The organism is Actinoplanes sp. NPDC051851 (genome assembly GCF_040681165.1).
GTDB lineage: Bacteria > Actinomycetota > Actinomycetes > Mycobacteriales > Micromonosporaceae > Actinoplanes.
Map to the genome: position 1 here is coordinate 34,417 of NZ_JBFAYF010000007.1, position 20,593 is coordinate 55,009.

The 20,593-nt window shown below is 73.1% G+C and carries 17 protein-coding genes and 1 pseudogene; 11 read left to right on the forward strand and 7 right to left on the reverse strand.

The window, feature by feature from the left end:
• Positions 1–72 precede the first annotated feature (72 nt).
• The 3 genes from AB0M08_RS09470 (at position 73) to AB0M08_RS09480 (ending at position 2,356) form a co-directional block, all read left to right on the forward strand.
• Positions 73–1,062, forward strand: coding sequence for an ABC transporter ATP-binding protein (locus AB0M08_RS09470; protein ID WP_364490900.1), 990 nt, complete (start codon positions 73–75; stop codon positions 1,060–1,062).
• Entirely contained in the window at positions 1,059–1,871 is an 813-nt protein-coding gene (locus tag AB0M08_RS09475) for an ATP-binding cassette domain-containing protein (protein ID WP_364490902.1), read from the forward strand. Before AB0M08_RS09470 ends, AB0M08_RS09475 begins: the two co-directional genes overlap by 4 nt.
• A 206-nt stretch (positions 1,872–2,077) precedes the next feature.
• Positions 2,078–2,356 carry a hypothetical protein gene (locus tag AB0M08_RS09480; RefSeq protein WP_364490904.1) on the forward strand — a complete coding sequence of 93 codons (279 nt, stop codon included), beginning with the start codon at positions 2,078–2,080 and terminating at the stop codon, positions 2,354–2,356.
• A gap of 756 nt (positions 2,357–3,112) precedes the next feature.
• On the opposite strand, the gene AB0M08_RS09485 is transcribed toward AB0M08_RS09480, so the two are convergent.
• The gene (locus tag AB0M08_RS09485; RefSeq protein ID WP_364490906.1) at positions 3,113–3,595 is read right to left on the reverse strand and encodes an Lrp/AsnC family transcriptional regulator; all 483 of its coding nucleotides are present in this window, start codon (positions 3,593–3,595) and stop codon (positions 3,113–3,115) included.
• Between the two features lie 84 nt (positions 3,596–3,679).
• On the opposite strand from AB0M08_RS09485, the gene AB0M08_RS09490 reads away from it, so the two are divergent.
• Both AB0M08_RS09490 and AB0M08_RS09495 read left to right on the forward strand, forming a co-directional pair.
• On the forward strand, positions 3,680–4,630 hold the full coding sequence (locus AB0M08_RS09490) for an EamA family transporter (RefSeq protein WP_364490908.1): 951 nt from the start codon (positions 3,680–3,682) through the stop codon (positions 4,628–4,630).
• A 67-nt stretch (positions 4,631–4,697) separates the two neighbouring features.
• A pseudogene (locus AB0M08_RS09495) lies at positions 4,698–5,621 on the forward strand (aminotransferase class I/II-fold pyridoxal phosphate-dependent enzyme); the annotation flags it as partial.
• A 41-nt stretch (positions 5,622–5,662) separates the two neighbouring features.
• Here AB0M08_RS09495 and AB0M08_RS09500 read toward each other — a convergent pair.
• From AB0M08_RS09500 to AB0M08_RS09510, 3 genes are read right to left on the reverse strand one after another with little or no spacing between them, the layout of a single operon-like run.
• Complete coding sequence (locus tag AB0M08_RS09500; protein WP_364490910.1) at positions 5,663–6,385, reverse strand: class I SAM-dependent methyltransferase; 723 nt, start codon at positions 6,383–6,385, stop codon at positions 5,663–5,665.
• Positions 6,386–6,405: 20 nt separating this feature from the next.
• Entirely contained in the window at positions 6,406–7,617 is a 1,212-nt protein-coding gene (locus AB0M08_RS09505) for an ROK family transcriptional regulator (protein WP_364490912.1), read from the reverse strand.
• Positions 7,614–9,815, reverse strand: a complete 2,202-nt coding sequence (locus AB0M08_RS09510) for an alpha-galactosidase (RefSeq protein WP_364490914.1) — start codon at positions 9,813–9,815, stop codon at positions 7,614–7,616. The genes AB0M08_RS09505 and AB0M08_RS09510 overlap by 4 nt, the downstream gene beginning before the upstream one ends.
• 95 nt (positions 9,816–9,910) lie before the next feature.
• Here AB0M08_RS09510 and AB0M08_RS09515 point away from each other — a divergent pair, with 95 nt between their 5' ends.
• From AB0M08_RS09515 to AB0M08_RS09530, 4 genes are all read left to right on the forward strand, one after another.
• Positions 9,911–12,370: a glycoside hydrolase family 2 TIM barrel-domain containing protein gene (locus tag AB0M08_RS09515; protein ID WP_364490916.1), complete on the forward strand. Its 2,460-nt coding sequence runs from the start codon at positions 9,911–9,913 to the stop codon at positions 12,368–12,370.
• A gap of 5 nt (positions 12,371–12,375) precedes the next feature.
• Positions 12,376–13,212 (forward strand): substrate-binding domain-containing protein, encoded by an 837-nt coding sequence (locus tag AB0M08_RS09520; protein ID WP_364490918.1) that lies wholly within the window; start codon positions 12,376–12,378, stop codon positions 13,210–13,212.
• Between the two features lie 236 nt (positions 13,213–13,448).
• The gene (locus AB0M08_RS09525) at positions 13,449–13,736 is read left to right on the forward strand and encodes a hypothetical protein (RefSeq protein WP_364490920.1); all 288 of its coding nucleotides are present in this window, start codon (positions 13,449–13,451) and stop codon (positions 13,734–13,736) included.
• A gap of 463 nt (positions 13,737–14,199) precedes the next feature.
• On the forward strand, positions 14,200–14,802 hold the full coding sequence (locus AB0M08_RS09530; protein ID WP_364490922.1) for a histidine phosphatase family protein: 603 nt from the start codon (positions 14,200–14,202) through the stop codon (positions 14,800–14,802).
• Between the two features lie 329 nt (positions 14,803–15,131).
• On the opposite strand, the gene AB0M08_RS09535 is transcribed toward AB0M08_RS09530, so the two are convergent.
• Entirely contained in the window at positions 15,132–16,172 is a 1,041-nt protein-coding gene (locus AB0M08_RS09535; protein WP_364490924.1) for a 12-oxophytodienoate reductase, read from the reverse strand.
• A 63-nt stretch (positions 16,173–16,235) separates the two neighbouring features.
• Here AB0M08_RS09535 and AB0M08_RS09540 point away from each other — a divergent pair, with 63 nt between their 5' ends.
• Positions 16,236–16,586, forward strand: a complete 351-nt coding sequence (locus AB0M08_RS09540; RefSeq protein WP_364490926.1) for a MerR family transcriptional regulator — start codon at positions 16,236–16,238, stop codon at positions 16,584–16,586.
• Positions 16,587–16,704: 118 nt separating this feature from the next.
• Positions 16,705–17,166: a hypothetical protein gene (locus tag AB0M08_RS09545; RefSeq protein WP_364490928.1), complete on the forward strand. Its 462-nt coding sequence runs from the start codon at positions 16,705–16,707 to the stop codon at positions 17,164–17,166.
• 79 nt (positions 17,167–17,245) lie between these two features.
• Here AB0M08_RS09545 and AB0M08_RS09550 read toward each other — a convergent pair whose 3' ends face one another.
• Together AB0M08_RS09550 and AB0M08_RS09555 are read right to left on the reverse strand one after the other, a co-directional pair.
• Complete coding sequence (locus AB0M08_RS09550) at positions 17,246–19,591, reverse strand: LuxR C-terminal-related transcriptional regulator (protein WP_364490930.1); 2,346 nt, start codon at positions 19,589–19,591, stop codon at positions 17,246–17,248.
• A 200-nt stretch (positions 19,592–19,791) separates the two neighbouring features.
• Positions 19,792–20,388 (reverse strand): hypothetical protein, encoded by a 597-nt coding sequence (locus tag AB0M08_RS09555; RefSeq protein ID WP_364490932.1) that lies wholly within the window; start codon positions 20,386–20,388, stop codon positions 19,792–19,794.
• Positions 20,389–20,593: the final 205 nt, after the last annotated feature.

Consider the following 20,593-nt stretch of genomic DNA (forward strand, 5'->3'; position numbering starts at 1 on the left):
TCCGATGGCGGTGGAGGTGGCACGGCGAGTCGCCGCGGCGGCGGCGCCGTCCTGTCCATCGAGGACTTCAGCGTGGACTATCTCGTCGACCCGGTCGTCCACGCGGTCAAGAACGTGAGCCTGGAGCTGCAGCGCGGCGAGGTGCTGGGTCTGGCGGGCGAGAGCGGTTGCGGCAAGAGCACTCTGGCGTACGGCATCGTCCGCCTGCTCAAGCCCCCCGCCGCGATCACTTCCGGTCGCGCGGTCTTTCACGGGCCGGACGGCTCGCAGATCGACTGGGGCGAGCTGCACGCCGACGACCTCCGGGCCAACCGCTGGGAGAAGATCTCGATGGTCTTCCAGGGCGCGATGAACTCCCTCAACCCGGTGATCTCGATCCGCGACCAGTTCGAGGACGTCTTCACCACCCACCGCCCGTCGATGACCCGCAAACAACGCCGCGAGCGCTGCGGCGACCTGCTGGAACGCGTCGGCGTCGACCGCAAGCGCCTGACCGCGTACCCGCACGAGCTCTCCGGCGGCATGCGCCAGCGCGTCATGATCGCCATGGCGATGGCCCTGGAACCGCACATCATGATCATGGACGAGCCGACCACCGCACTCGACGTCGTCGTCCAGCGCGAGATCCTCCGTGAGATCAGCCGCCTCCGCGACGAACTCGGCTTCGCCGTCATCTTCATCACCCACGACCTGCCACTCCTCCTGGAGATCAGCGACCGCATCGCCGTGATGCGCCACGGCGAGATCGTCGAACTGGGCGCCGCCGCCGCGCTCTACACGAACCCGCGCCACGAGTACACCCGCCAGCTCCTCGCCTCCTTCCCCAGCCTCACCGGCGACCGCGGCTCCTTCATCCGCGGCGCCGTCGACGACCGCCTGCTGGCTCTGGACCAGATCACCACCGACCCGCTTCCGCCCGCGGCGTCTCCGCCCGGCCCGTCCGGCACGCCTGCGGCTTCCTCGTCCGGCACGCCTGCGGCTTCCTCGTCCGGCACGCCTGCGGCTTCCTCGTCCGGCACGGTCGAGGCTGAAGCGCTCCCCGCCGGGAAGGAGCCGTCGTGACCACCCTCGAAGTGCGTTCGCTGCGCAAGGACTACCGCCTACGGGACGGGCTGCGGACATCCACGCTCCGCGCGGTCGACGACGTCGGCTTCACCCTCGACCACGGCCGCACGATCGCCCTCGTCGGTCAGAGCGGCAGTGGCAAGTCCACCGTCGCGAAACTACTGCTCCAGCTCGAACGCCCCACCTCCGGTTCGATCCTCCTCGACGGCGAGCCGGTCGCCCGCCGCGGTTCCGGTCTGCGGCGCTACCGCCGTACCGTCCAGATGGTCTTCCAGGACCCGTTCGCCTCCCTCAACCCGTACCACACCATCGGTCACCACCTGGCCCGCCCGATCCGCCTGCACCACCCCGCGATGACCGACGCCGAGGTCACCCGGCGCGTCCACGAACTGCTGGAACGCGTCCGGCTCACCCCCACCGCCACGGTCGCCGCCCGCCGCCCGCACGAGCTCTCCGGCGGTCAGCGCCAGCGCGTCGCCATCGCCCGCGCCCTCGCTCCCGAGCCCGGCGTCCTGATCGCCGACGAGCCCGTCTCCATGCTCGACGTCTCCATCCGTCTCGGCGTCCTCAACCTGCTGGCCACCCTCCAGCGCGAGGAGGACCTCGGCGTCCTCTACATCACCCACGACCTGGCCACGGCACGCCACTTCTCCGACGAGATCCTGGTGATGTACCGCGGCTCCATCGTCGAACGCGGCCCCGCCGACGACGTGATCCTCACCCCACAGCACCCGTACACCAAGACCCTGGCCGAGGCCGCACCCAACCCCGAGCGCCGGATCAGCGAGCTCCGCTCACCCTCCTGACCCCCTCTCCCGTACGTCCCACGTCCTCCCGCACGTCCCACGTCCTCCCGTACGTGTCCCGCCTCCTCCCGTGTGCCGCACCTCCTCCCGTCCGTCCCGCTTCCTCCCCTCCTCCCGTGTGCCGCACCTCCTCCTCGAAAGCGTGACCTCTGGACACCACGCCGTACCGTTGGTGTCCAGAGTTCCCGCAGGTGAGGAGTGCATCGATGGGCTTCGTCAAGCGAATGTTCCTGTCCATGGTCGCGTCGAACCTGGAACGCCGCGCCCACCACTCCCGCAACCCTCTGGTCCACAGCATGCTGCGCGAGGTGAACCATAAACTCGGCCGCCACCCGGGTTATCCAGGCGGGGGCCACCCCTACCCCGGCGGCTACCAGCCCCCGCACTACGGCCCGGCCTACCACCACGGCCCGGCCTTCCACGGGCACTACCGTCACCACGGCCACTATCGTCACCACGGCCATTACCGCCGCCGCTTCTGGTGACCCGCCGCCGCGACGTTCTCACGCGCTAAGCTGGTGTTCGGCCGCCCGCAGCACCACCGACTCCGTGTGGCCGATGACGCCCTACAACGGGGGCAGGCCCCGCACCTCCGCTCAGCCCACAACGGCCACTCGGCCAACAGCGCTCGGCTCTCAGCGGCGGCCCGGCCCACAGCGCTCAAGCCTGTCTCTCAGCGGCGGCTCGACCCACAGCGCTCAAGCCTGGCCCGCAGCGGCGGCCCGGTTCACAGCGCTCGGCCCGCAGCGGCGGCCTGGCCAGCAGCGGCGGCCGACCCGACAAGGCGACCCCGACCGTCCCGGGGCCATCCGCCAGTGGCCGACCATCCTGCTCGGTGTGCATATTCTCAGCACGGCGGTGTTCGCCGTTCGCGTGGGCGAGACGGCGGGGCGGCACGGATCCACCATGAGCGACCGTGTCCTCGCGCAGCCCTCAGGAGGGCGGCACGAGCACTCAGTCGCCGAATGTGTCCTCTCCCCGCCCCGATTCACGCCGATCGTGTGCTGCTGATGCCCTTTCGCGCTCCGTAGCGCCCCTGCCGATCCGATCGTGTGCGTGTGCCGCCGTGCCAGCGCTGATTGTGTGCGTGTGCCGCCCCTCAACACCGGCCGGCCAGTGTCAGCGTGCCGAGGGCCGGGCGGCGCCGCGGGCGGGAGCGCAGGTGGAGTGGCGAATGGGAGGGTGGGCGGGGCAGGCGGGAGGGCGGGGCAGGCGCTGGGGCGGGCGGCGCGGTGTGGTCGTTATCGGGTGGTCGGCGTGGCCGGGATCGGCAGTGGGGAGATCGGTTTGGTGACGCCGAAGGCGAACGTGGTCTGGATCGAGGAGAGCGACGGGATGGCGCGCAGGCTGGTGCGCAGCAGTTGTTCGTAGGAGGCGAACGACGCGACCGTGATCTTCAGCAGGTAGTCCTGGTCGCCGGCGAGCAGGTATGCCTCGACCACCTCCGGGATCTTCCGGATCTCCGCCTCGACCCGGTCCACGATCTCGCGGCCGTGCGACTCCAGCGTGAGCCGCGCGAACGCCGTGATCGCGAGGCCGACCGCGTCCTGGTCGACGACCGCGCGGTATCCGGTGATCACCCCGGCCTCCTCCAGCATCCGGACCCGCCGCAGACAGGGGGAGGGGGAGAGCCCGACCCGGTCGGCCAGATCCTGGTTGCTCAGCCGCCCGTCCCGCTGCAATTCCAGCAGGATCCGGCGGTCGATGTCGTCCAAGGGCTTCACGGTGGCAGATTATGCCAACAGGGGGCCTCCCTGCGCATGATTTAGCAATCGCCTGCCCCGCCGGTCTGCCTACTGTTGCGAAGCGTGAAGAGAACAGCGGGCCTGGTCGCGATGGCCGTCACGGTCGTCGTGTGGGCCGGATTCGCGCTCAGCATCCGGGGCATCGGGGCGTCCAGCCTGACCACGGCGGACGCCGCGCTGATCCGTTTCGGGCTCCCGGTGGTGCTGCTCAGTCCGTGGATCCCGCGTACGCTGCGGGCCCTGCGCACCGAGCGCCCGCTGGTCGCCGGGGCGGTCTGTCTCGGCGCGGGCCTGCCCTATTTTCTCGTCGCGGCCCTCGGCGGACGGCTGACCAGCGCGGCCCTGGTCGGCATGGTGATCCCCGGCAGCGTCCCGGTCTTCGTCACGCTGATGACCCGGACCCGTCCGGTGCGGGCGGCGGCCCTCGCGATGATCGTCACCGGCGCGGGTGTCGCCGCCTGGTCCGGCGGCCCGGGTGTCCTCGTACTGCTGCTGGCCGGTCTGATCTGGAGCGTCTACACGGTCGGCCTGCGCGCCACCGGGCTCGACCCGATCGGCGCCGCACTTCTGGTCTGCGCGCCGTCCGCCCTGGTCACCGCGCTTCTCCTGGTGACCGGGACACTGCCGTCACACCTCGGCTCGGTAAGCCCGTCATACCTCGGCTCGGTAAGCCCGGCACACCTCGGCGCGGTACGCCCCGCGGACCTGCTCACCTACCTGGTGGTGCAGGGCGCCGGGGTGGGCGTGCTGGCGGCGCTCGCCTACGCGTACGCGATCCGGCACCTCGGCGGCCCCACCGCCGCCACGCTGGGCGCCGCCAGCCCGGTCCTCACCGCGCTCGCCGCGGTACCGCTCTTCGGTGAGCGGCTCACCGTGCACGACCTGGTCAGCCTCGCCCTCATCGTCGCGGGTGTGGTCACGTTCTCCGCGAAGGGTGCCACCCGCCATGATGATGACCCTGCCCCCACCGAAGACCGACGCGCTCTGGCGGCTCACCGCGGCCTGCGCGGCTGACCGGCGACCGGAGCGGCTCGACCTGGTCGTCGGCGTCTACCGGGACGACACCGGCGCCTCCCCGGTGATGCGCGCCGTGCACGAGGCCGAGCGGCGGCTGCTGGACCGGTCCCCGTCGAAGGAGTACACCGGGCTCTCCGGCGATCTCCGCTTCAACGCCGCGATGACCGAGTTGATCGTGGGCGACGCGGACCGCGTCACCGCGATCCAGACGGTGGCCGGCACGGGTGCGCTCCGGCTGCTCGCGGAGTTCCTGGCGACCACCGGATCGGCGTCGGTCACCGGAGCGGAGCGGACCGTCCATCTCGGCGTCCCCGCGTACGCCAACCACGCGGCGATCCTCGCCGCCGCCGGCCTGCGCGTCCGCGAGTATCCGGTGGCCGCGGCCGTCGAGGCGGCCCGTACCGCCGCGCCCGGTGACGTCCTGCTGCTGCAGGGGTGCTGCCACAACCCTACCGGGACGAGTATGCCGGTCGAGCTCTGGGCGGAGCTGGGCGCGATCCTCGCCGCGCGGGGCGTGGTCCCCTTCGTGGATCAGGCGTACTTCGGGCTCGGCGACGGGCTCGACGCGGACCTCGCGGGTATGCGGGTGCTGCTGCGCGCCGTGCCGGCCGCGGTCGTGGCGGTGAGCGCGTCCAAGGCGTGGGGCCTCTACAACGAGCGGACCGGCTGCGCCCTGGTGCTGACCGAGTCCGGCGGGGATCACGTCCGGGCGGCGCTGGAGTCGATCGCCCGCGCGAGCTACTCGCAGCCGCCGGCGCACGGCGCCCTGATCGTCGAGGAGATCCTCACCGATCCGGCGCTGACCGCCTGCTGGCGCGCGGAGCTGGACGGGATGCGTACCCGGCTGGACCGGCTGCGCGGCGAGCTGGCCGCCGGCCTGCCGCCGGAGTGGGCGCTGACGGAGCAGCGGGGGATGTTCCTGCGCCTGCCGCTCGGCCCGGCGGCGATGGAGCGGCTCCGCGCCGAGCACGCGATCTACGGCCTCCCGTCGGGCCGGATCAACCTGGCGGGCATCCCGTCGGGCCGGGTTCAGGAGGTCGCGGCCGCGGTGAACGCCATCACGAGCCCGCAGCGGGGGCTGCCGTCCCGGGTGAGCCCGAGCGACGGCAGGCCCGCCACCTCCACCCGGAAACCGGCCGCGACGAGATCGGCACGGAGCGCGGAGAACGGGGTGGTCCGGTAGTACATGACGAACGGCGGGTGCCAGAGGGCGTTGCGGACCCGCATCGCCACGTCGAAGCCGAGCGCGGCCCAGTGCGCCGGCGAGGTCGGCGGGGCCGGCGCGGGGACCGGGAAGGCGAACAGCCCGCCGGGCCGCAGTGCCCGGTGGACACCGGCGAAGACCGCGGGCCGTTCCGAGGGGAGGAAGTGGCCGAGCGCCCCGAAGGTCACCGCAAGATCGAATTCCCGATCGAAACCGAGCTCCCGTACGTCGGTCCGCACCAGGTCGGCGCCGGGATGCCCGGCTCGGGCCCGGGAGAGCATCCCGGCGCTGAAGTCGGCACCCGCCACCCGTCCCGCACACACCGCCCGGAGCACGCCGAGGCCCGCTCCCGTCCCGCAGCACACGTCGAGTCCCGCCCCGAACGGGCCGCGCGCGCCGAGCGCCTCCGCCGTGGCGTCGAGGATGCTCCGGGGCGTACGGAAAGGGGTGTCGTCGAATTTCGGGGCGAGCAGGTCGTAGCCGTGCTCGACCGAGGAGAGGGCCTGGACGGCCAGTTCGCGCAGCGTCGGTCCGTGGGGCGAGAACATCCCGGCAGGATATCGCCCCCTCAGGCCCGTAGGTGGGACTGCAGGACCAGGGCCGCGGCACCGGTCGCCGAGGCGGCCGCGGCGGCCGTCGACACGGTGACCGTCACGTCGCGGTGCCAGGTGCGGGCGTCGGCGGCGGCGATCCGGCGCATGATCGCCGGGCCGTAGATGGCCGACGCGGCGGCGAAGCCCGGTCCGGTCAGCACCACCAGGTCGATGTCGAGCAGGTTGACCACCGACTCGGCGGCGGCTGCCACGTAGCGGGCCGAGTCCTCCAGCAGTGCCCGGCAGGCCGGGGCGCCCGCGCGCGCGGCCCGGGCCACCGCGGCGAACTCGGCGGCGACGCTGCGCAGCGGCTGGGCGGGGTCCAGGCCCGCCTCGGCGGTCGCCGTGGTCGAGGCGCGGGCGGCGGTGACCACCGTACGGGGACCGGCCAGCGCCTCCAGGCAGCCGTGGCTCCCGCACCAGCATTCCGGGCCGTCCACCTGGAGGCAGAGGTGCCCGAACTCGCCGGCGCTGGCGTGCCCGCCCCGCATCGCCCGGCCCTCGACCACGATGCCCGCGCCGAGGCCGCCGCTCATGTAGAGGGCGGCGAAGGCACGGTCCGGCCCGACCCGGGCCACCCAGTACTCGCCGACCGCGGCGGCGGTGGCGTCGTTCTCGACCAGGACCGGCCAGCCGGTGGTCTCGGTGAGCCGGGCGGCCAGGTCGTCGCCGCGCCAGCCGTTGAGCCGGCGCGGGGTGTCGCTGTGCGGGCCGGGCCAGACGATGCCCACCCCGAGGCAGCGGGCCGGGTCGACGCCCGAACCGGCGAGCAGCGTGTCCACGTCGGCGACCAGGTCGCGCAGCACGGACGCCTGATCCGATTCGGACGGGGCGGGGCGGGCCAGCCGCGAGATGACGCCGCCGGTCTGGCCGGTCAGCACGTAGGTGGTGGTGTCCTCGTCCAGGTGGACGCCGACCGAGAGGCGCGCCGCCGGGTCCAGGCGGAGCAGCGTCCGGGGTTTGCCGCCGGTGGGGGTACGCCCGGTCTCCACGACCAGGCCCTCCTCCAGCAGGCGCCGTACGGTCATCGAGACCGCCGCCTCGGTGAGCCCGGTCATCCGGGCCAGCTCCACCCGGCTGAGCGGCTCGGAGGCACGGATCGCGTCGAGGATGCTCTCCCGGGCGCCGGGCCGTCGTCCCCGGCCGGGGCGCCCCGCCGGCGCGGCCGCGCCGACCGCTTCCTTCACCTGGTCACCCTTCCGATGTCCGAACCCGAGAACCCCGGCCCGGCCGGATCGGCCGGCACGGCGGGGGCGTCACCGGTGGGGAGGGCGGAGACGCGGACGAGGAGGACACGGTCCGGATAGAGCACCGGGAGCCGGAGGCCGGCATTCCCGAGTGTCACTCCGTGCAGGTGGACCCCCCGAGGCGTGCACCAGGGTAACGCAGCGCCCCAGGCCGCGGCGTTGCCGTCGGGAACGTCACCCGGGGGTTGCGGGCGTACGTGATAGACGCGGTCCGGATCGAGGCCGGGCAGGGTGACCGTGCCCGGGGGATAGGAGGCGCTCGTCCCGGTGGAGATCAGCGCGTACAGCGCCTCGGACCGGTCCTGCGCGACCACGCCGGTGACCGCGAAGGCCGGATCCGCCACGTCCGCGTGCACCAGCGTGCCGGTGTGCAGCAGCGGCCGCAGCTCCTTGTAGAGCGCCACCCACGCGGCCAGTTCGGTGAGGTCCGCGTCCGGTGCGGTGAGGTCCCACTCGATGCCCAGGTGACCGAGGATGGCCGTGCCGGCGCGCATCGACAGGGGCAGCGTGCGGTGGGTGGTGTGCGAGGCCGGGGCGCCGATGTGCGAGCCGATCAGCTCCAGGGGTACGAGCAGACTGGTCCACCGCTGGATCGGGACGCGCTCGTGCGCGTCGATGCAGTCGGACGCCCAGATCCGGTCGGTCCGTTCGAGGATCTCCAGGTCCACCCGGCCGCCGCCGGACGAGCACGACTCGATCTCCACGCGCGGGTGCCGGGCGCGCAGCTCGTCCAGCAGGCGGTAGACCGCCAGCGTCTGATCGTGCACACCGGCGCGCCCGCTCGCCGGATGGCCGGCCTCGACCAGGTCGCGGTTGTGATCCCATTTCAGGTACGCGATGTCGTGGTCGGTCAGCAGCGCGTCCAGCCGCTTCAGGATGTGATCGAAGGCGGCCGGATTGGCGAGATCGAGGACCTGCTGACTGCGCGCCGTCCGGGGCTGCCGCGCGCCGGTCGCCATGATCCAGTCCGGGTGGGCGCGGGCCAGCTCGGAGTCCGGGTTGATCATCTCGGGCTCGACCCAGAGGCCGAACTCCATGCCGAGCCCGCGGACCACGGCGATCAGCGGGGTGAGCCCGTCCGGCCACACGTCCGGGGAGACGGTCCAGTCGCCGAGGCCCGAGGTGTCGTCGCGACGGGAGCCGAACCAGCCGTCGTCCAGCACGAACCGCTCGGCGCCGACGGTGGCCGCGGCCCCGGCGAGCGCGGTCAGCCTCTCCAGCGACTGATCGAAATAGACCGCCTCCCACGTGTTCACCACCACCGGGCGGGGCGACGAGGGATGGTGCGGGCGGGCGCGCAGCATGGTGTGGAAGCGCGCCGACAGGCCGTCCAGGCCGGTTGCCGAATACCCGGCGTACAGGAGAGGGGTCTGATAGGTCTGTCCCTGGGCGAGGCCGACCTCGCCGGGCAGCAGAAGCTCTCCGCCGCCGATGGCGGAATGCCCGTGATAGGTGCGTTCGGCGATGCTGCGCGCGCCGCCGGAGAACGCCGTGTGCAGCGCCCAGACCTCGCCGTGCCGATTGCCGAAGCCCGCGGTGCCGGCGCAGAGCAGGAAGGCGCTGTCGTATCCGGTCCGGCCGGTACGGTTCTCCCGGACGCGCATGCCGTGCGTGAACGCGGTCCGCTGCGGTTGACGTTCGCGCAGGTGGTGACCGGTGAAGTCGAGCAGTTCGGCGGTGCGCTCGGGCACCGGGAGCAGGAGTGCGAGATGCTCGAGCCAGTACGTCCCGGGTCCGTTGTTGGTCAGCGCCGCCCGGCCGCGCAGGATCCCGGCCGGGAGCAGCTCGAGCGTGATGGTCAGCTCCAGCTTCGCGACGGGATCAACCGCGCTGATGCGTACGCCGGCGGCCCCGTGCCGAACCTCGGAGCATGCAAAAGCGGTCGCCCAGTCCCGGCCCTCGCGATGTCCGGCGATCCCCGGGTACCCGAGCCAGCCGGACGACTGCTCGGGCACGAGCGACACGCCCACCGGCCCGTCCACCGAGAACCCGATCGGCTGCGGTGCGACCGCCGTGCCGAGGTCGCCGATCTCCGGCAGTGCGGCGCCCCAGTACACGACCACGGGCAGGCCGGGGCCGGAGCGGTCGAGCACGAGGCTCACCCCGCCGGCGCTCAGATGGATCGGATCCGGGGCCATCCGCGACTCCCTTAACCAGCGTTGACGGGCTTCGTTCAGTTGCTTAAGAATGTACCCGCCCCCGCTGTTTCGGGGCTACGACGGGAGTCACGCCAATGATCAAGACCGACCTCCACGAGGGCTGGACCGTGCGCGCCGCCGGTGGGCCGGTGCCGGCGGAGATCGCCGACGAGACGGTGCCCGCGACCGTCCCCGGCACGGTGCACACCGACCTGCTCGACGCCGAGCTCATCCCGGACCCGTATCTCGGCGAGAACGAGACCGTGCTCGCGTGGTTCCACCGGTCGGCCTGGCTCTACGAGACGACCGTCGACCTCGCCCCGGCCGCCCCGGACGAGCGCGTCGACCTGGTCTTCGACGGCCTCGACACGGTCGCCGTGATCTCCCTGGACGGCGCCGAGCTCGGCCGGACCGCCAACATGCACCGCGGCTACCGGTTCGACGTGCGCTCGCAGGAGGGCCGCCGGCCGCTCACGGTCCGGTTCGACTCGGCCCTCGAGTACGCCGAACGGATCCAGGAGCTGATCGGCGAGCGGCCCCGCCCGTACCCGCACCCGTTCAACGCGGTCCGGAAGATGGCCTGCTCCTTCGGCTGGGACTGGGGGCCGGACCTGCAGACCGCCGGCATCTGGAAGCCGGTCCGGCTGGAGCGCTGGCGTGTCGCCCGGCTCGCGTCGGTCCGTCCGCTGGCCACGCTGGACGGTGCGACGGGCCTGTTGACCGTGCACGTGGAGGTGGAGCGCTCCGGCCTGACCCCCGACGCGGAGTTGACCGTCGAGGTGAGGTTGGGGGAGGTCGCTGCCCAGCTTTCTCTGTCGTCAGGCGATGTTTCCGGCATGTTGGAAACATCCGTGCCGAACGCCCCCATCTGGTGGCCGGTCGGGTTCGGCGACCAGCCGCTGATCCCGCTCACCGTGAGCCTGCGTGCCGCTGCCGGGGACGAACTGGACACTTACACCACCCGGGTCGGCTTCCGGACGATCGCCCTGGACGAGACGCCCGACGAGGTCGGCAGCGCGTTCACCCTGGTCGTGAACGGACAGCCGATCTTCGTCCGCGGTCTCAACTGGATCCCCGAGGACCACCTGCTCACCCGGCTCACCCGGGACCGGATCGCCGCCGCCGTCGACCGCGCCGTCGAGGCCAACGCCAACCTGCTGCGGATCTGGGGCGGCGGGATCTACGAGAGCGACGACTTCTACGACGTCTGCGACGAGCGCGGCGTGCTGGTCTGGCAGGACTTCCCGCTCGCCTGCGCCGCGTACGCCGAGGAGGACCCGATCCGCGCGGAGATCCTCGCCGAGGCCCGGGAGAACATCACCCGCCTCACCCCGCACCCCTCGCTGGCGCTCTGGAACGGCGGCAACGAGAACATCTGGGGCCACGAGGACTGGAAGTGGAAGGCCGAGCTCAAGGGCGCCACCTGGGGAGCCGGGTACTACTACGAGGACTTCCCGGCACTGCTCGCCGAGCTGGACCCCACCCGGCCGTACCACCCGGGCAGCCCGTCCAGCCCGGGGCACGACCCCGAGGTCGTCCACCCCAACGACGACCGGTTCGGCACGCGGCACGAGTGGGAGGCCTGGAACCGGCAGGACTACACGTACCACGCGAACTTCGTGCCGCGCTTCTGCTCCGAGTTCGGCTGGCAGGCGCCCCCGACCCTGGCCACGCTCGCCGAGACCATGCTGCCGGAGGATTTCGATCAGGACTCGCCGGTCTTCCTGCTGCACCAGAAGGCCCAGGACGGCAACGGCAAGCTGAACGCGGGCCTCGCCCATCACATGCGGGTGCCGGCCGATTTCGACGCGTGGCACTGGGCTACCCAGCTCAATCAGGCGCGCGCCACCGCGTACGCCGTCACCCACCTGCGCGGTCACGCCCCGCGCACCATGGGCAGCATCATCTGGCAGCTCAACGACTGCTGGCCGGTCACCTCGTGGTCCGTCGTGGACGGCGCCGGCCGCCGCAAACCCGCCTGGTACGCCCTCCGCCGCGTCTACGCGCCGCGCCTGCTGGCCTTCCGGGAGACGGCGAACGGTCCGGAACTGATCGCGATCAACGACACCGCCGAGCCGTGGCGCGCGCCCGCCGGCCTCTCCCGCCTCACCTTCTCGGGTACGCGCATCGTGTCCGAGGACGTCGTGCTCGACGTCGCGCCCCGCGCCGTGCAGGCCATCCCCCTCTCCGCCGGGCTGACCGGGGTGGGCGACCCGTCCCGCGAGGTCCTGGTCGCCGACGCCGACGGGCTGCGCGCCACCCACCTGTTCGCCGAGGACGTGGCGCTCGCCTACGATCCGGACCCGCTCGACGCTGACATCACGCCGGTCGAGGGCGGATACTCGATCACCGTGACCGCCACCACATTCGTTCGCGACGTCGCCCTGCTCGCCGACCGCGCCGACCCGGACGCGGCCCCCGATGACATGCTGATCGACCTGCTTCCGGGCGAGGAACACACCTTCCTGGTACGCACGAAGCCCGTCCCCGACCCGTCGGTGTTCGCCTCACCCGGGGTGCTGCGCTCGGCGAACGCGCTGGCCGGGCCGAGGTAACCGGGATGGCCGGCGGGCTGATCGGGCTGGTGCTGACCGGCAGCGCGGCGCGTGTCGGGGTGGAGCCGTTCTTCATGGAGCTCATCGCGGGCATGGAGGAGGCGCTCGCCCCGACCGGGTCGACCGTGCTGCTGCTGGTCGTGCCGGACCTCCCGGCCGAGCTGGCCACCTACGCGCGGTGGGCGCAGGACCACACCGTGGCGGCGGTCGTCCTGGTCAACCTGGTCCACGACGACGTACGGCCGTCCCGGGTCGCGGCGCTGGGCCTCCCGGCGGTGCTGGCCGGCCGGCACCCCGGGGCCTTCCACAAGGTGATCACCGACGACGCCGGGGCGATGGCCACCGCGATCGCGACGCTCGGCGGACTCGGGCACCGGGTGGTCGGCCGGGTCAGCGGCCCCGCCGACCTGGTGCACACCGCCGTGCGGACCGCGGCGATCCGCTCGGCCGCCGCCGAGCGCGGCATCCGGGTCCGGATCGTCGAGGGCGACTACAGTGCCGAGGCGGGCGTCCGCGGACTGCGCGACCTGCTCGGCGCCGAGCCCACCCCGACCGCGATAGTCTTCGACAACGACGTGATGGCGGTCGCCGCCGAGCAGGAGCTGATCCGCGCGGGCATCCCGGTCCCCGGCCGGATCAGCCTGCTGGCCTGCGACGACTCCCCGCTCTGCGAGCTGGCCGTGCCACCCCTCTCGGCGCTCAGCACCGACGTCCACGAGCACGGCCTCACCCTCGGCCACGCCGTGCTCACCCGGTTGGCCGGCGACGCTGGTGCGGGCGAGCATCCGGGCCCACGGATCAGCGTCCGCGAGCGCGCGAGCACCGGCCCCGCCCCGTCCTGAGCGCCGGTCGGTTCGCGCCGAAGCAGCCGGAGATGACCGGCTGGAGAACGCCGCGTTACGCCATTTGCCGCTACAGACACGTGACGGAATCCTCACACTGAGCAACTTCCCAGCTCCCGCGCTGTGTCGGATGCCCGTCTTCCCGGCGGTCTGGGTGATCGACAAGACAGTGACGATGATGGTTCTACGGGGTTGGCGCCACGGGGTGGGGGACGGCTGCGCGGGGGTGGGATCCGATGGTGATGGTTCTGATGGTGGCCGCGGTCGGCCTGACGATCTCGGCCGGGCTGATCATCTGGCCGAGGCTGAGCGACTGGCGTGACCGCCGTGCCGTGCCCGAGCCCGTCGCACCGCCCCGGGTCGGCCGCTTTCCGCTCCCCCCGTTCAGTCTCGAGGGCGTCCTCACCGCCCAGCTCCTGACCGGCGAGATCAGCCGCCGCCAGTACATTCGCGCCCTGGAGAACCTGGCCGCCCGCGACGAGGAACGCAGCCCCCTCACCATCCCCCGCGACGACCGCTCCTGACCTCCTCCCGGCCGCTCCCGACCGCTCCCGACCGGTCCTCCCGGCCGGTCCTCCCGGTCCGTCAACGCCGCAGCACTGCGGGAGAGCGGCATTGTGGGAGAGCAGCACTGCGGGAGACGGGCGCTGCGTGCACACGAACGGCGCGGCTCGGGCGGCCCGTGCACACGAACGGCGCGGCCCGTGCACACGAACGGCGCGGCCCGGGCGGCGCGTGCACACGAACGGCGCGAGACGGGCGGTGCGTGCACACGATCAGCCGGGAATCGGGGCGGCGGGCGCACACGATGGCCGATCGTGTGCACGGGCAGCCCTCATGGCGGCTCGGGAAGGACTCGATCGGCGATCGCGGATCCCTACCGCCCCGCCAGTCCATGATCGTGAACTCGGACAGCCCCGTCGGCCCGGTCGTCCCGGAGGAGATGAGCGCGGGGTGGAAAGCTGGAACCCGACGAAGGGATGATCAATGGCGGAGATCGTGCTCATCCGGCACGGGCAGACCGAGTGGAGTGCGAACGGCCGGCACACCTCGTACACGGACCTGGAACTCACCGAGGAGGGCGAGCGGCAGGCCGGTGCCGTGCGGGACCGCCTGGCCGGGCGGACCTTCGCGGCCGTGCTGTCCAGCCCGCGCCGACGTGCGCTGCGCACCGCCGAGCTGGCCGGGCTGCACGTCACGGAGGTGACCGACGACCTGGCCGAGTGGAACTACGGCGAGTACGAGGGGATCACCACCGCGGAGATCCGGAAGACCCGCCCGGACTGGTCGCTGTGGCGCGACGGCTGCCCGGGCGGCGAGTCCCCGGACGAGGTGGCCGCCCGCCTGGACCGGGTGCTGAAGCGCGCCGCCGACCTCCTGTCCGCCGCCGACCTGTCCGCCGCCGACCCCCTGTCCGGCGGCGACGTGGCCCTGATCGCGCACGGCCATTCACTCCGGGTGGCCGGCGCCCGCTGGATCGGCCTCCCGCCCAGCGGCGGCAGCCTGCTCAAACTGGACACCGCCACGATCTCGGTGCTCGGCTTCGAGCACGCCACCGACCCCGTGATCGCCACCTGGAACGCCCGTTAGCCGCCGATCCCCGGCCGGCGCCCAGGAGCCGGCCGGCCCCCCGCGACACACCCCTGACACTTTCATGATCAACAATGGTGATGATCTTGGTGGCTGGTGTTCAGGGGTGTGTCGGCGGGCTTGAGTGACCTCTGGGTGCCAGCTTTCCCGACGTGGCTGGTGTTCAGGGGTCTCTCGGGCGCCTGAGACACCCCGGATCGCCAGCCGACGGGCGCGAGACACCCCGGATCGCCAGCCGACCGGCCTGAGGCGCCCCGTGAGTGCGCAGGACGCGGTCAGCCGGCCGGAAGCCGGTGGGAGCCGGTGGGAGCCGGTGGGGAGCGGGTGGGTCAGAAGTAGACCTCCTCGTGGGACTTGCGGTACTCGTGGATCTCGCTGAGGCGGCCGGTGGTGGCGAGGGCGGGCCAGGTCGGGTTGGCGAGCAGGATGCGGCCCAGTGCGACCAGGTCGAACTCGCCGGTGGCCAGGCCCTCGGCGAGCCGGTCGGCATGGGCGATCTCGCGGGTCAGGCCGACCGAGCCGACGGTGATCGAGGGCAGGCCGGTCAGGTGCCGGGCCCAGCCGGCCAGGTTGCGGTGGGAGCCGGGGAAGGCCGGTTCCCAGAAGCGCCGCTGCGAGGCGTGCAGCACGTCGGCGCCGGCCTCGGCGAACGCGGTCAGGATCGCGGCCAGCTCGTCCGGGGTCGCGGCGATGGCGGCGTCATGGGCACGTTCCTTGAACTGGGAGAACCGTACGATCAACGGGAACGAGGCCGGAAGCTGCGCACGGACCGCGCGGATCACCTCGGCCGGGAAGGCGGCGCGGGCCGCCGGGCCGCCGCCGAAGCGATCGGAGCGCCGGTTGGTGTGCGGCCAGAGGAACTCGTCGAGCAGGTAACCGTGCGCGGCGTGGAGCTCCACCGCGTCGAAGCCGGCCCGGACCGCCACCCGGGCGGACTCGGCGAACGCCCCGATCACGGTGTCCAGATCGGCTGTGGTCATCGCGCGGGTGCCCGGGTCCACGCCGGAGGGTGTCCACGCGGCCAGCCCGTCGACCGGCCGCCGCTCACCGCCGAGATGCCAGAGCTGGGCGGCGATCCGGCCACCGGCGGCGTGTACCTCATCGGTCACCCGTCGCCACCCGTCCTCGGCGGCACCGGGCGTCATCCGGGGCACGTCCGGCTCGTGGCCCGCGCTCGGATGCCCGACCAGCACCCCCTCGGTGACGATCAGCCCGAGCCCGGCCCGGCGCCGGTAGTAGGCCGCGACCTCGGCGTCCGGCACGCCACCGGGGGAGCGGAACCGGGTCATCGGCGCCATCACGTACGGGTTCGGCAGGGTCATCCCGGCGATCTCGACCGGGGCTGCCGGCAGCGGGGTTGTGGTGGTCATGAGCGGACGCTAAGACTTGACACTGATGTGAGGGTCAAGCCTGATGTGAGCGGGGAGACATTCATGCGCATCGGTGATCTGTCGGCGGCGAGCGGGGCGAGCGCCCGGTCGCTGCGGTACTACGAGGAGCAGGGGCTGCTCGCCAGCGACCGCGGCCCGGGTGGGCAGCGGATCTACCCGCCCGCGGCGGTGGAACGGGTCGGTCTGATCCGTTCGCTGCTCGCCGCCGGGCTGACCTCGGCGACCATCCGCGAGGTGCTGCCCTGTGTGGCCGACGCGAGCCTGCGGACGCCCTGGCTGGCGGGCCGGCTCGGCGCCGAACTGGACCGGGTGGAGAGCCAGATCGAGGATCTGTTCCGGACCCGGGACATCCTCGCCGGGCTCGTCGAGCGCTATGCCGTGACGCGGCCGTGATCGGGTCGTGACCTGCAGCGACGGCTGACAACCAACGCACAGGCATGCCACATGGGGTCTTAAGCCCGGGAGCGAATCGTGAAGGACATCACGAGGGACCCGAGTCAGGAGAACCGCCATGATCGTTCAGTTGAACCGCGGGGCCGAGGAGAACGTCACCCGTATCCCGGCGCCCGCCGCCGACCCCGTCGTCGCCGTCTTCGGTCAGCAGAGCCGGGTCGGCGCGCTCCCGCAGTACCTGCCGTCCGGCTGGTCCACCCGGCGCCTCGACGAGCTCGGCGAGGCCCGGCCCGGTGAGATGATCGTGCTGAGCGGCGCCAAGGTGGAGGACGTGCGGCTGGCCCGCGCGATCCTGCCCCGGGACTCCCGGGTGGTGGCGCTGATCGACGACTGGGCGCCGGCCGAGCTGGTCGCCGGGGTGCTGACCGCGGGCGCCGACGTCTGCGTGCGCGGCGGTCACCCGGCGATCCTGGCGGGCCACCTGGTCGCCTGCCGGCGCCGCCAGCTGACCGAGCGCTGGGCGTCGTTCGAGCTTGCCCAGCGGGACCTCACCGATCGCGGCCTGGCGCAGACCGCGTGACCCCTGTCCGCAATCAGAACCGGTCCATCCCGTACGGCTCGGTGCCCTGAAGGAGAGGCGCCGGGCCGTACCCCGAAAGTCAGCACGTCAACCGATGCGCCATCTCGGTGCGTGAGCGGACACCGAGCCGCGCGAAGATGTTGCGCAGGTGATGATCGACGGTCCGGGGACTCAGGTGCAGCTCCTGCGCTACCTCCCGGTTGGTCGCACCCTCCGCCACGAGCACGGCGATGCGCTCCTGCTGGGCGGTGAGCACCCCCGTCTCGAGTACGGCCGGACGCTCCCGCGCAGCGCCGGACGCTCCCGCCGCCCCCGGTGGCCGCACCCGCTCCCCGGCGGCCCGCAGTTCGCGAACGCTCTGCGCCGCCCACGGCTCCGCCCCCAGCGACCGGAACGTCTCCGCCGCCCGCCGCAGGTGGGCCCGCGCCTCGACGTGCCGCCGCCGGCTCCGCAGCAGCCGCCCGTAGAGCAGCTCGGTGTGCGCTCGCGGGAACCCGCCCTCCCCGGTCCGCCGCAGCGCCGCGTGGAAGTGCTCCGCCGCGGCCTCGCCGTCCCGGGTCCGTAGCGCCCGGCACCGGTCCCGCAGCGCCAGCCAGCCGGTCTGCCCGGTACGCCCGGCCCAGACGTCGAACGCCGCCGCGACGTCGCCGAGCGCGGGCTCCGGACCGGCGGCCTCCAGCAGGTGCGGTACGACCGCCGTCCGCAGCAGCACCGATCCCCGCCCGGCCACCACGCCACGGAGGCGCTCCGCGGCCGCGCCCGGCCGCCCGTCGACCAGATCGAGCAGCGCCAGCGCCCAGTCGACGATCGGCCGCACCTGATCAGCACCGGTCGCCCACGGGATCCGGGTCAGGCGGCCCTGATCAGAACCGGTCGCGCGCGGGATCCGGGTCGGGTCGCCCTGATCAGAACCGGTCGCGCGCGGGATCCGGGTCGGGTCGCCCTGATCGGAGCCGGTCGCGTGCTGGATCCGGGTCAGGCCGCTCGCCCGGTCGCCGACCAGCGCGGAGAGCACCGCGAGCAGCGCGAGGTGGGTTCCGGCGAGCGGGGGCTGACCGGTCGCCTGCGCGGTCGCCGCACCGTCCAGCGCCGCCTCGGTCGCCGCGTCGTAGTCACCGGCCGCCAGCCCGGCCAGCACCACCAGCTCCAGCGCCCGCGGCGTCAGCGTCCGCGCACCGGCCTCCCGGGCCAGCAGCGCGGCCCGCCCGGCGAACGCGGCCGCCCGCCGGGCGTCCCCGACCAGGATCCCGGCGGTCGCGGCCCGGATCAGCGGCACCGGGTCGGCGACCGGCGGCGGGGTGCGGCCGGCGAGGTCCAGCTCCGCCCGGAAGGACGCGAACGCCCCCGCCTCGTCGTCCGAGGCCATCCGGGCGAGGCCCGCCACGTGGTGATAGGCCAGGGCCACCGCCACCGGTTCGTCGCCGCACCGGGCCGCCAGTACCCGGTGGGCCAGGGTGGCGTACCGTCCCCGTTCACCCGGATCCCCGGCGGCCTCCCCGGCGAGCGAGAGCGCGTCCAGCGCCGCCACCGGATCGCCCGGGCCCAGTTCGGCGGCGACGTCCAGCAGCATCCCCCGGGACGACGGCGCGTCCGGCCGCATCCCGGCGATCAGTCCGCGCGCCCGCACCCGGGCCCGCTCCACCCGGCGGATCAGCGGTCCGGCGTCGTGCGGCCGCCCGGCCAGCCACGCCGCCCGCGCCGCACCGAGCAGCGCGTCGTCCCTGTCGGCCGGGTTCGGGGCCAGCTCCGCGGCGTACCGTAAGGCTCGGAAGGCATCGACCGGGGCCGCCGTCGCCGCTGCCCGGGTGAGTGCCGCCGCGATCGCGCGGTCCCGGCCCACCGTCGCGGCCGCGCGATGCAGCAGCGCGGGCAGCTCCCGCCCCTGCCGGGTCAGGACCTCCGCCAGCGCCAGGTGGGCGATCTGCCGCATCCTCACCGATTCTCCGAGGTACGCGGCCCCGCGCAGCACCTTCGACCCGAAGCGCACCGTCTCCCCGCTGACCACGACGAGCCCCGCCCGTTCGGCGTCCGCGAGGTCCCCGAGCCCGATGTTCGCGGGAGTGCTGCCCGTGGGAGTGCTGCCCGCGGGAGTGAGCGAGGCGGCGGCGGTGAGCACGTCCGCGAGTGACGCGGGTGGGTCGGCGGCCGCCAGCAGGAGCAGGAGCCGGGTGGCCTCGGGCAGCGCGGTCAGCTCCGCGCGGATCCGGGAGCCGAGCGGACCGTCGAAGGGCAGCGCTGCCGGGGGCGGGGCGTAACCGCGCCGCTGCTCCGGCGTCAGCGTGGCGGTCAGCTCGCGCAGGGCCGCCGGATCGCCGCCGGAGAGCTCGATCACCGCGGTGGCGACGTCCGTGGCGACGTCCGGCGGGAGCAGCGAGCGGCAGTCCTCGGGCGTCAGCGGCCCCGCCGCCGCGGCGACTTCCTGCACTGAAGGTGCATGAAACATGTCGCGAGTGTTACGCGGGCGGATCCGGACCGGAAGATATGACCCGATGTCGTGCAGGGTCTGAAATTCCGGAAGCACGAAAGAGGGAGGCCCACAGGGGCCTCCCTCTTCACGATGGCCGTGCCGGCGACGCCACGACGGGGGGACGAACGACGCCGGCACGGAGCCTTACCGGGGGTGCGTCAGGACGCGGCGCTCGGCTTGAGGACCTTGCAGGTCTCCTCGGCCTTCTTGGTGGTGGCGTCCGACTCGTCCAGGTTGGTGGTGTCGGTGACGCCGTTCTGCTTGAGGCAGTCCGCGTAGGCCGCGCTGCTGTCGCCGCCGCCACCGCCGTTGCCGTTGCCGCCACGGCCGGCGCCCATGCTCGGCTTGACCGAGGCGCAGGCGGTCTGGGCCGCGGCCCAGGTAGCGTCGTCGACGTCGTCCGGCTTGCTGAATGCGCCGCCGCCCATCATCCCGCCGCCGTTGCGGCCGCCGCCACCACCGAAGCTGCCGGACGGACGGGGCTGACCGGACGCGCCGCCACCACCCTGCGGGCCGCCGGAGGGCATGCCGCCACCCTGCGGGCCACCCGAGGCGCCGCCGCCGGGCTGGCCGCCGTTGCCGCCGCCCTGGGCGCCACCGGAGGGCATCGAGATGGTCACGCCGTTCTTCGAGAGGCACTCGATGTAGGCGGTCATCGCGTTGTTGCCACCACCGCTGTTGTCGCTGGTGCTGCTCGCCGAGCTGGTGTCGCTGTCGGAGCCGCCACACGCTGCCGCCGTGAACGCAACGGCCACGGATGCCACCACGAGAACCATGGCCCGCTTCAGACTGACTACCCGCACGATGGTTCTCCTCATCTCCCGCCCCCCATCGGGCGGGCACGAGGGCATAGCGAAGCCGGTCTTCCTATGCGAAAGATCGGACGCACCTAGGAATTAGCTAGGAACGGCTGCGAGTCCGCTGAGAATCCTGGAGGGCTCCTAGCTAATTCCTAGGCGG

Bases quoted from the DNA above. Each gene is read 5' to 3' on its own strand.
- AB0M08_RS09480 (WP_364490904.1), top strand. From the start codon at position 2,078: ATGGGCTTCGTCAAGCGAATGTTCCTGTCCATGGTCGCGTCGAACCTG.
- AB0M08_RS09500 (WP_364490910.1), bottom strand. From the start codon at position 6,385: ATGTTCTCGCCCCACGGACCGACGCTGCGCGAACTGGCCGTCCAGGCC.
- AB0M08_RS09510 (WP_364490914.1), bottom strand. From the start codon at position 9,815: ATGGCCCCGGATCCGATCCATCTGAGCGCCGGCGGGGTGAGCCTCGTG.
- AB0M08_RS09515 (WP_364490916.1), top strand. From the start codon at position 9,911: ATGATCAAGACCGACCTCCACGAGGGCTGGACCGTGCGCGCCGCCGGT.
- AB0M08_RS09520 (WP_364490918.1), top strand. From the start codon at position 12,376: ATGGCCGGCGGGCTGATCGGGCTGGTGCTGACCGGCAGCGCGGCGCGT.
- AB0M08_RS09525 (WP_364490920.1), top strand. From the start codon at position 13,449: ATGGTGATGGTTCTGATGGTGGCCGCGGTCGGCCTGACGATCTCGGCC.
- AB0M08_RS09530 (WP_364490922.1), top strand. From the start codon at position 14,200: ATGGCGGAGATCGTGCTCATCCGGCACGGGCAGACCGAGTGGAGTGCG.
- AB0M08_RS09535 (WP_364490924.1), bottom strand. From the start codon at position 16,172: ATGACCACCACAACCCCGCTGCCGGCAGCCCCGGTCGAGATCGCCGGG.
- AB0M08_RS09540 (WP_364490926.1), top strand. From the start codon at position 16,236: ATGCGCATCGGTGATCTGTCGGCGGCGAGCGGGGCGAGCGCCCGGTCG.
- AB0M08_RS09545 (WP_364490928.1), top strand. From the start codon at position 16,705: ATGATCGTTCAGTTGAACCGCGGGGCCGAGGAGAACGTCACCCGTATC.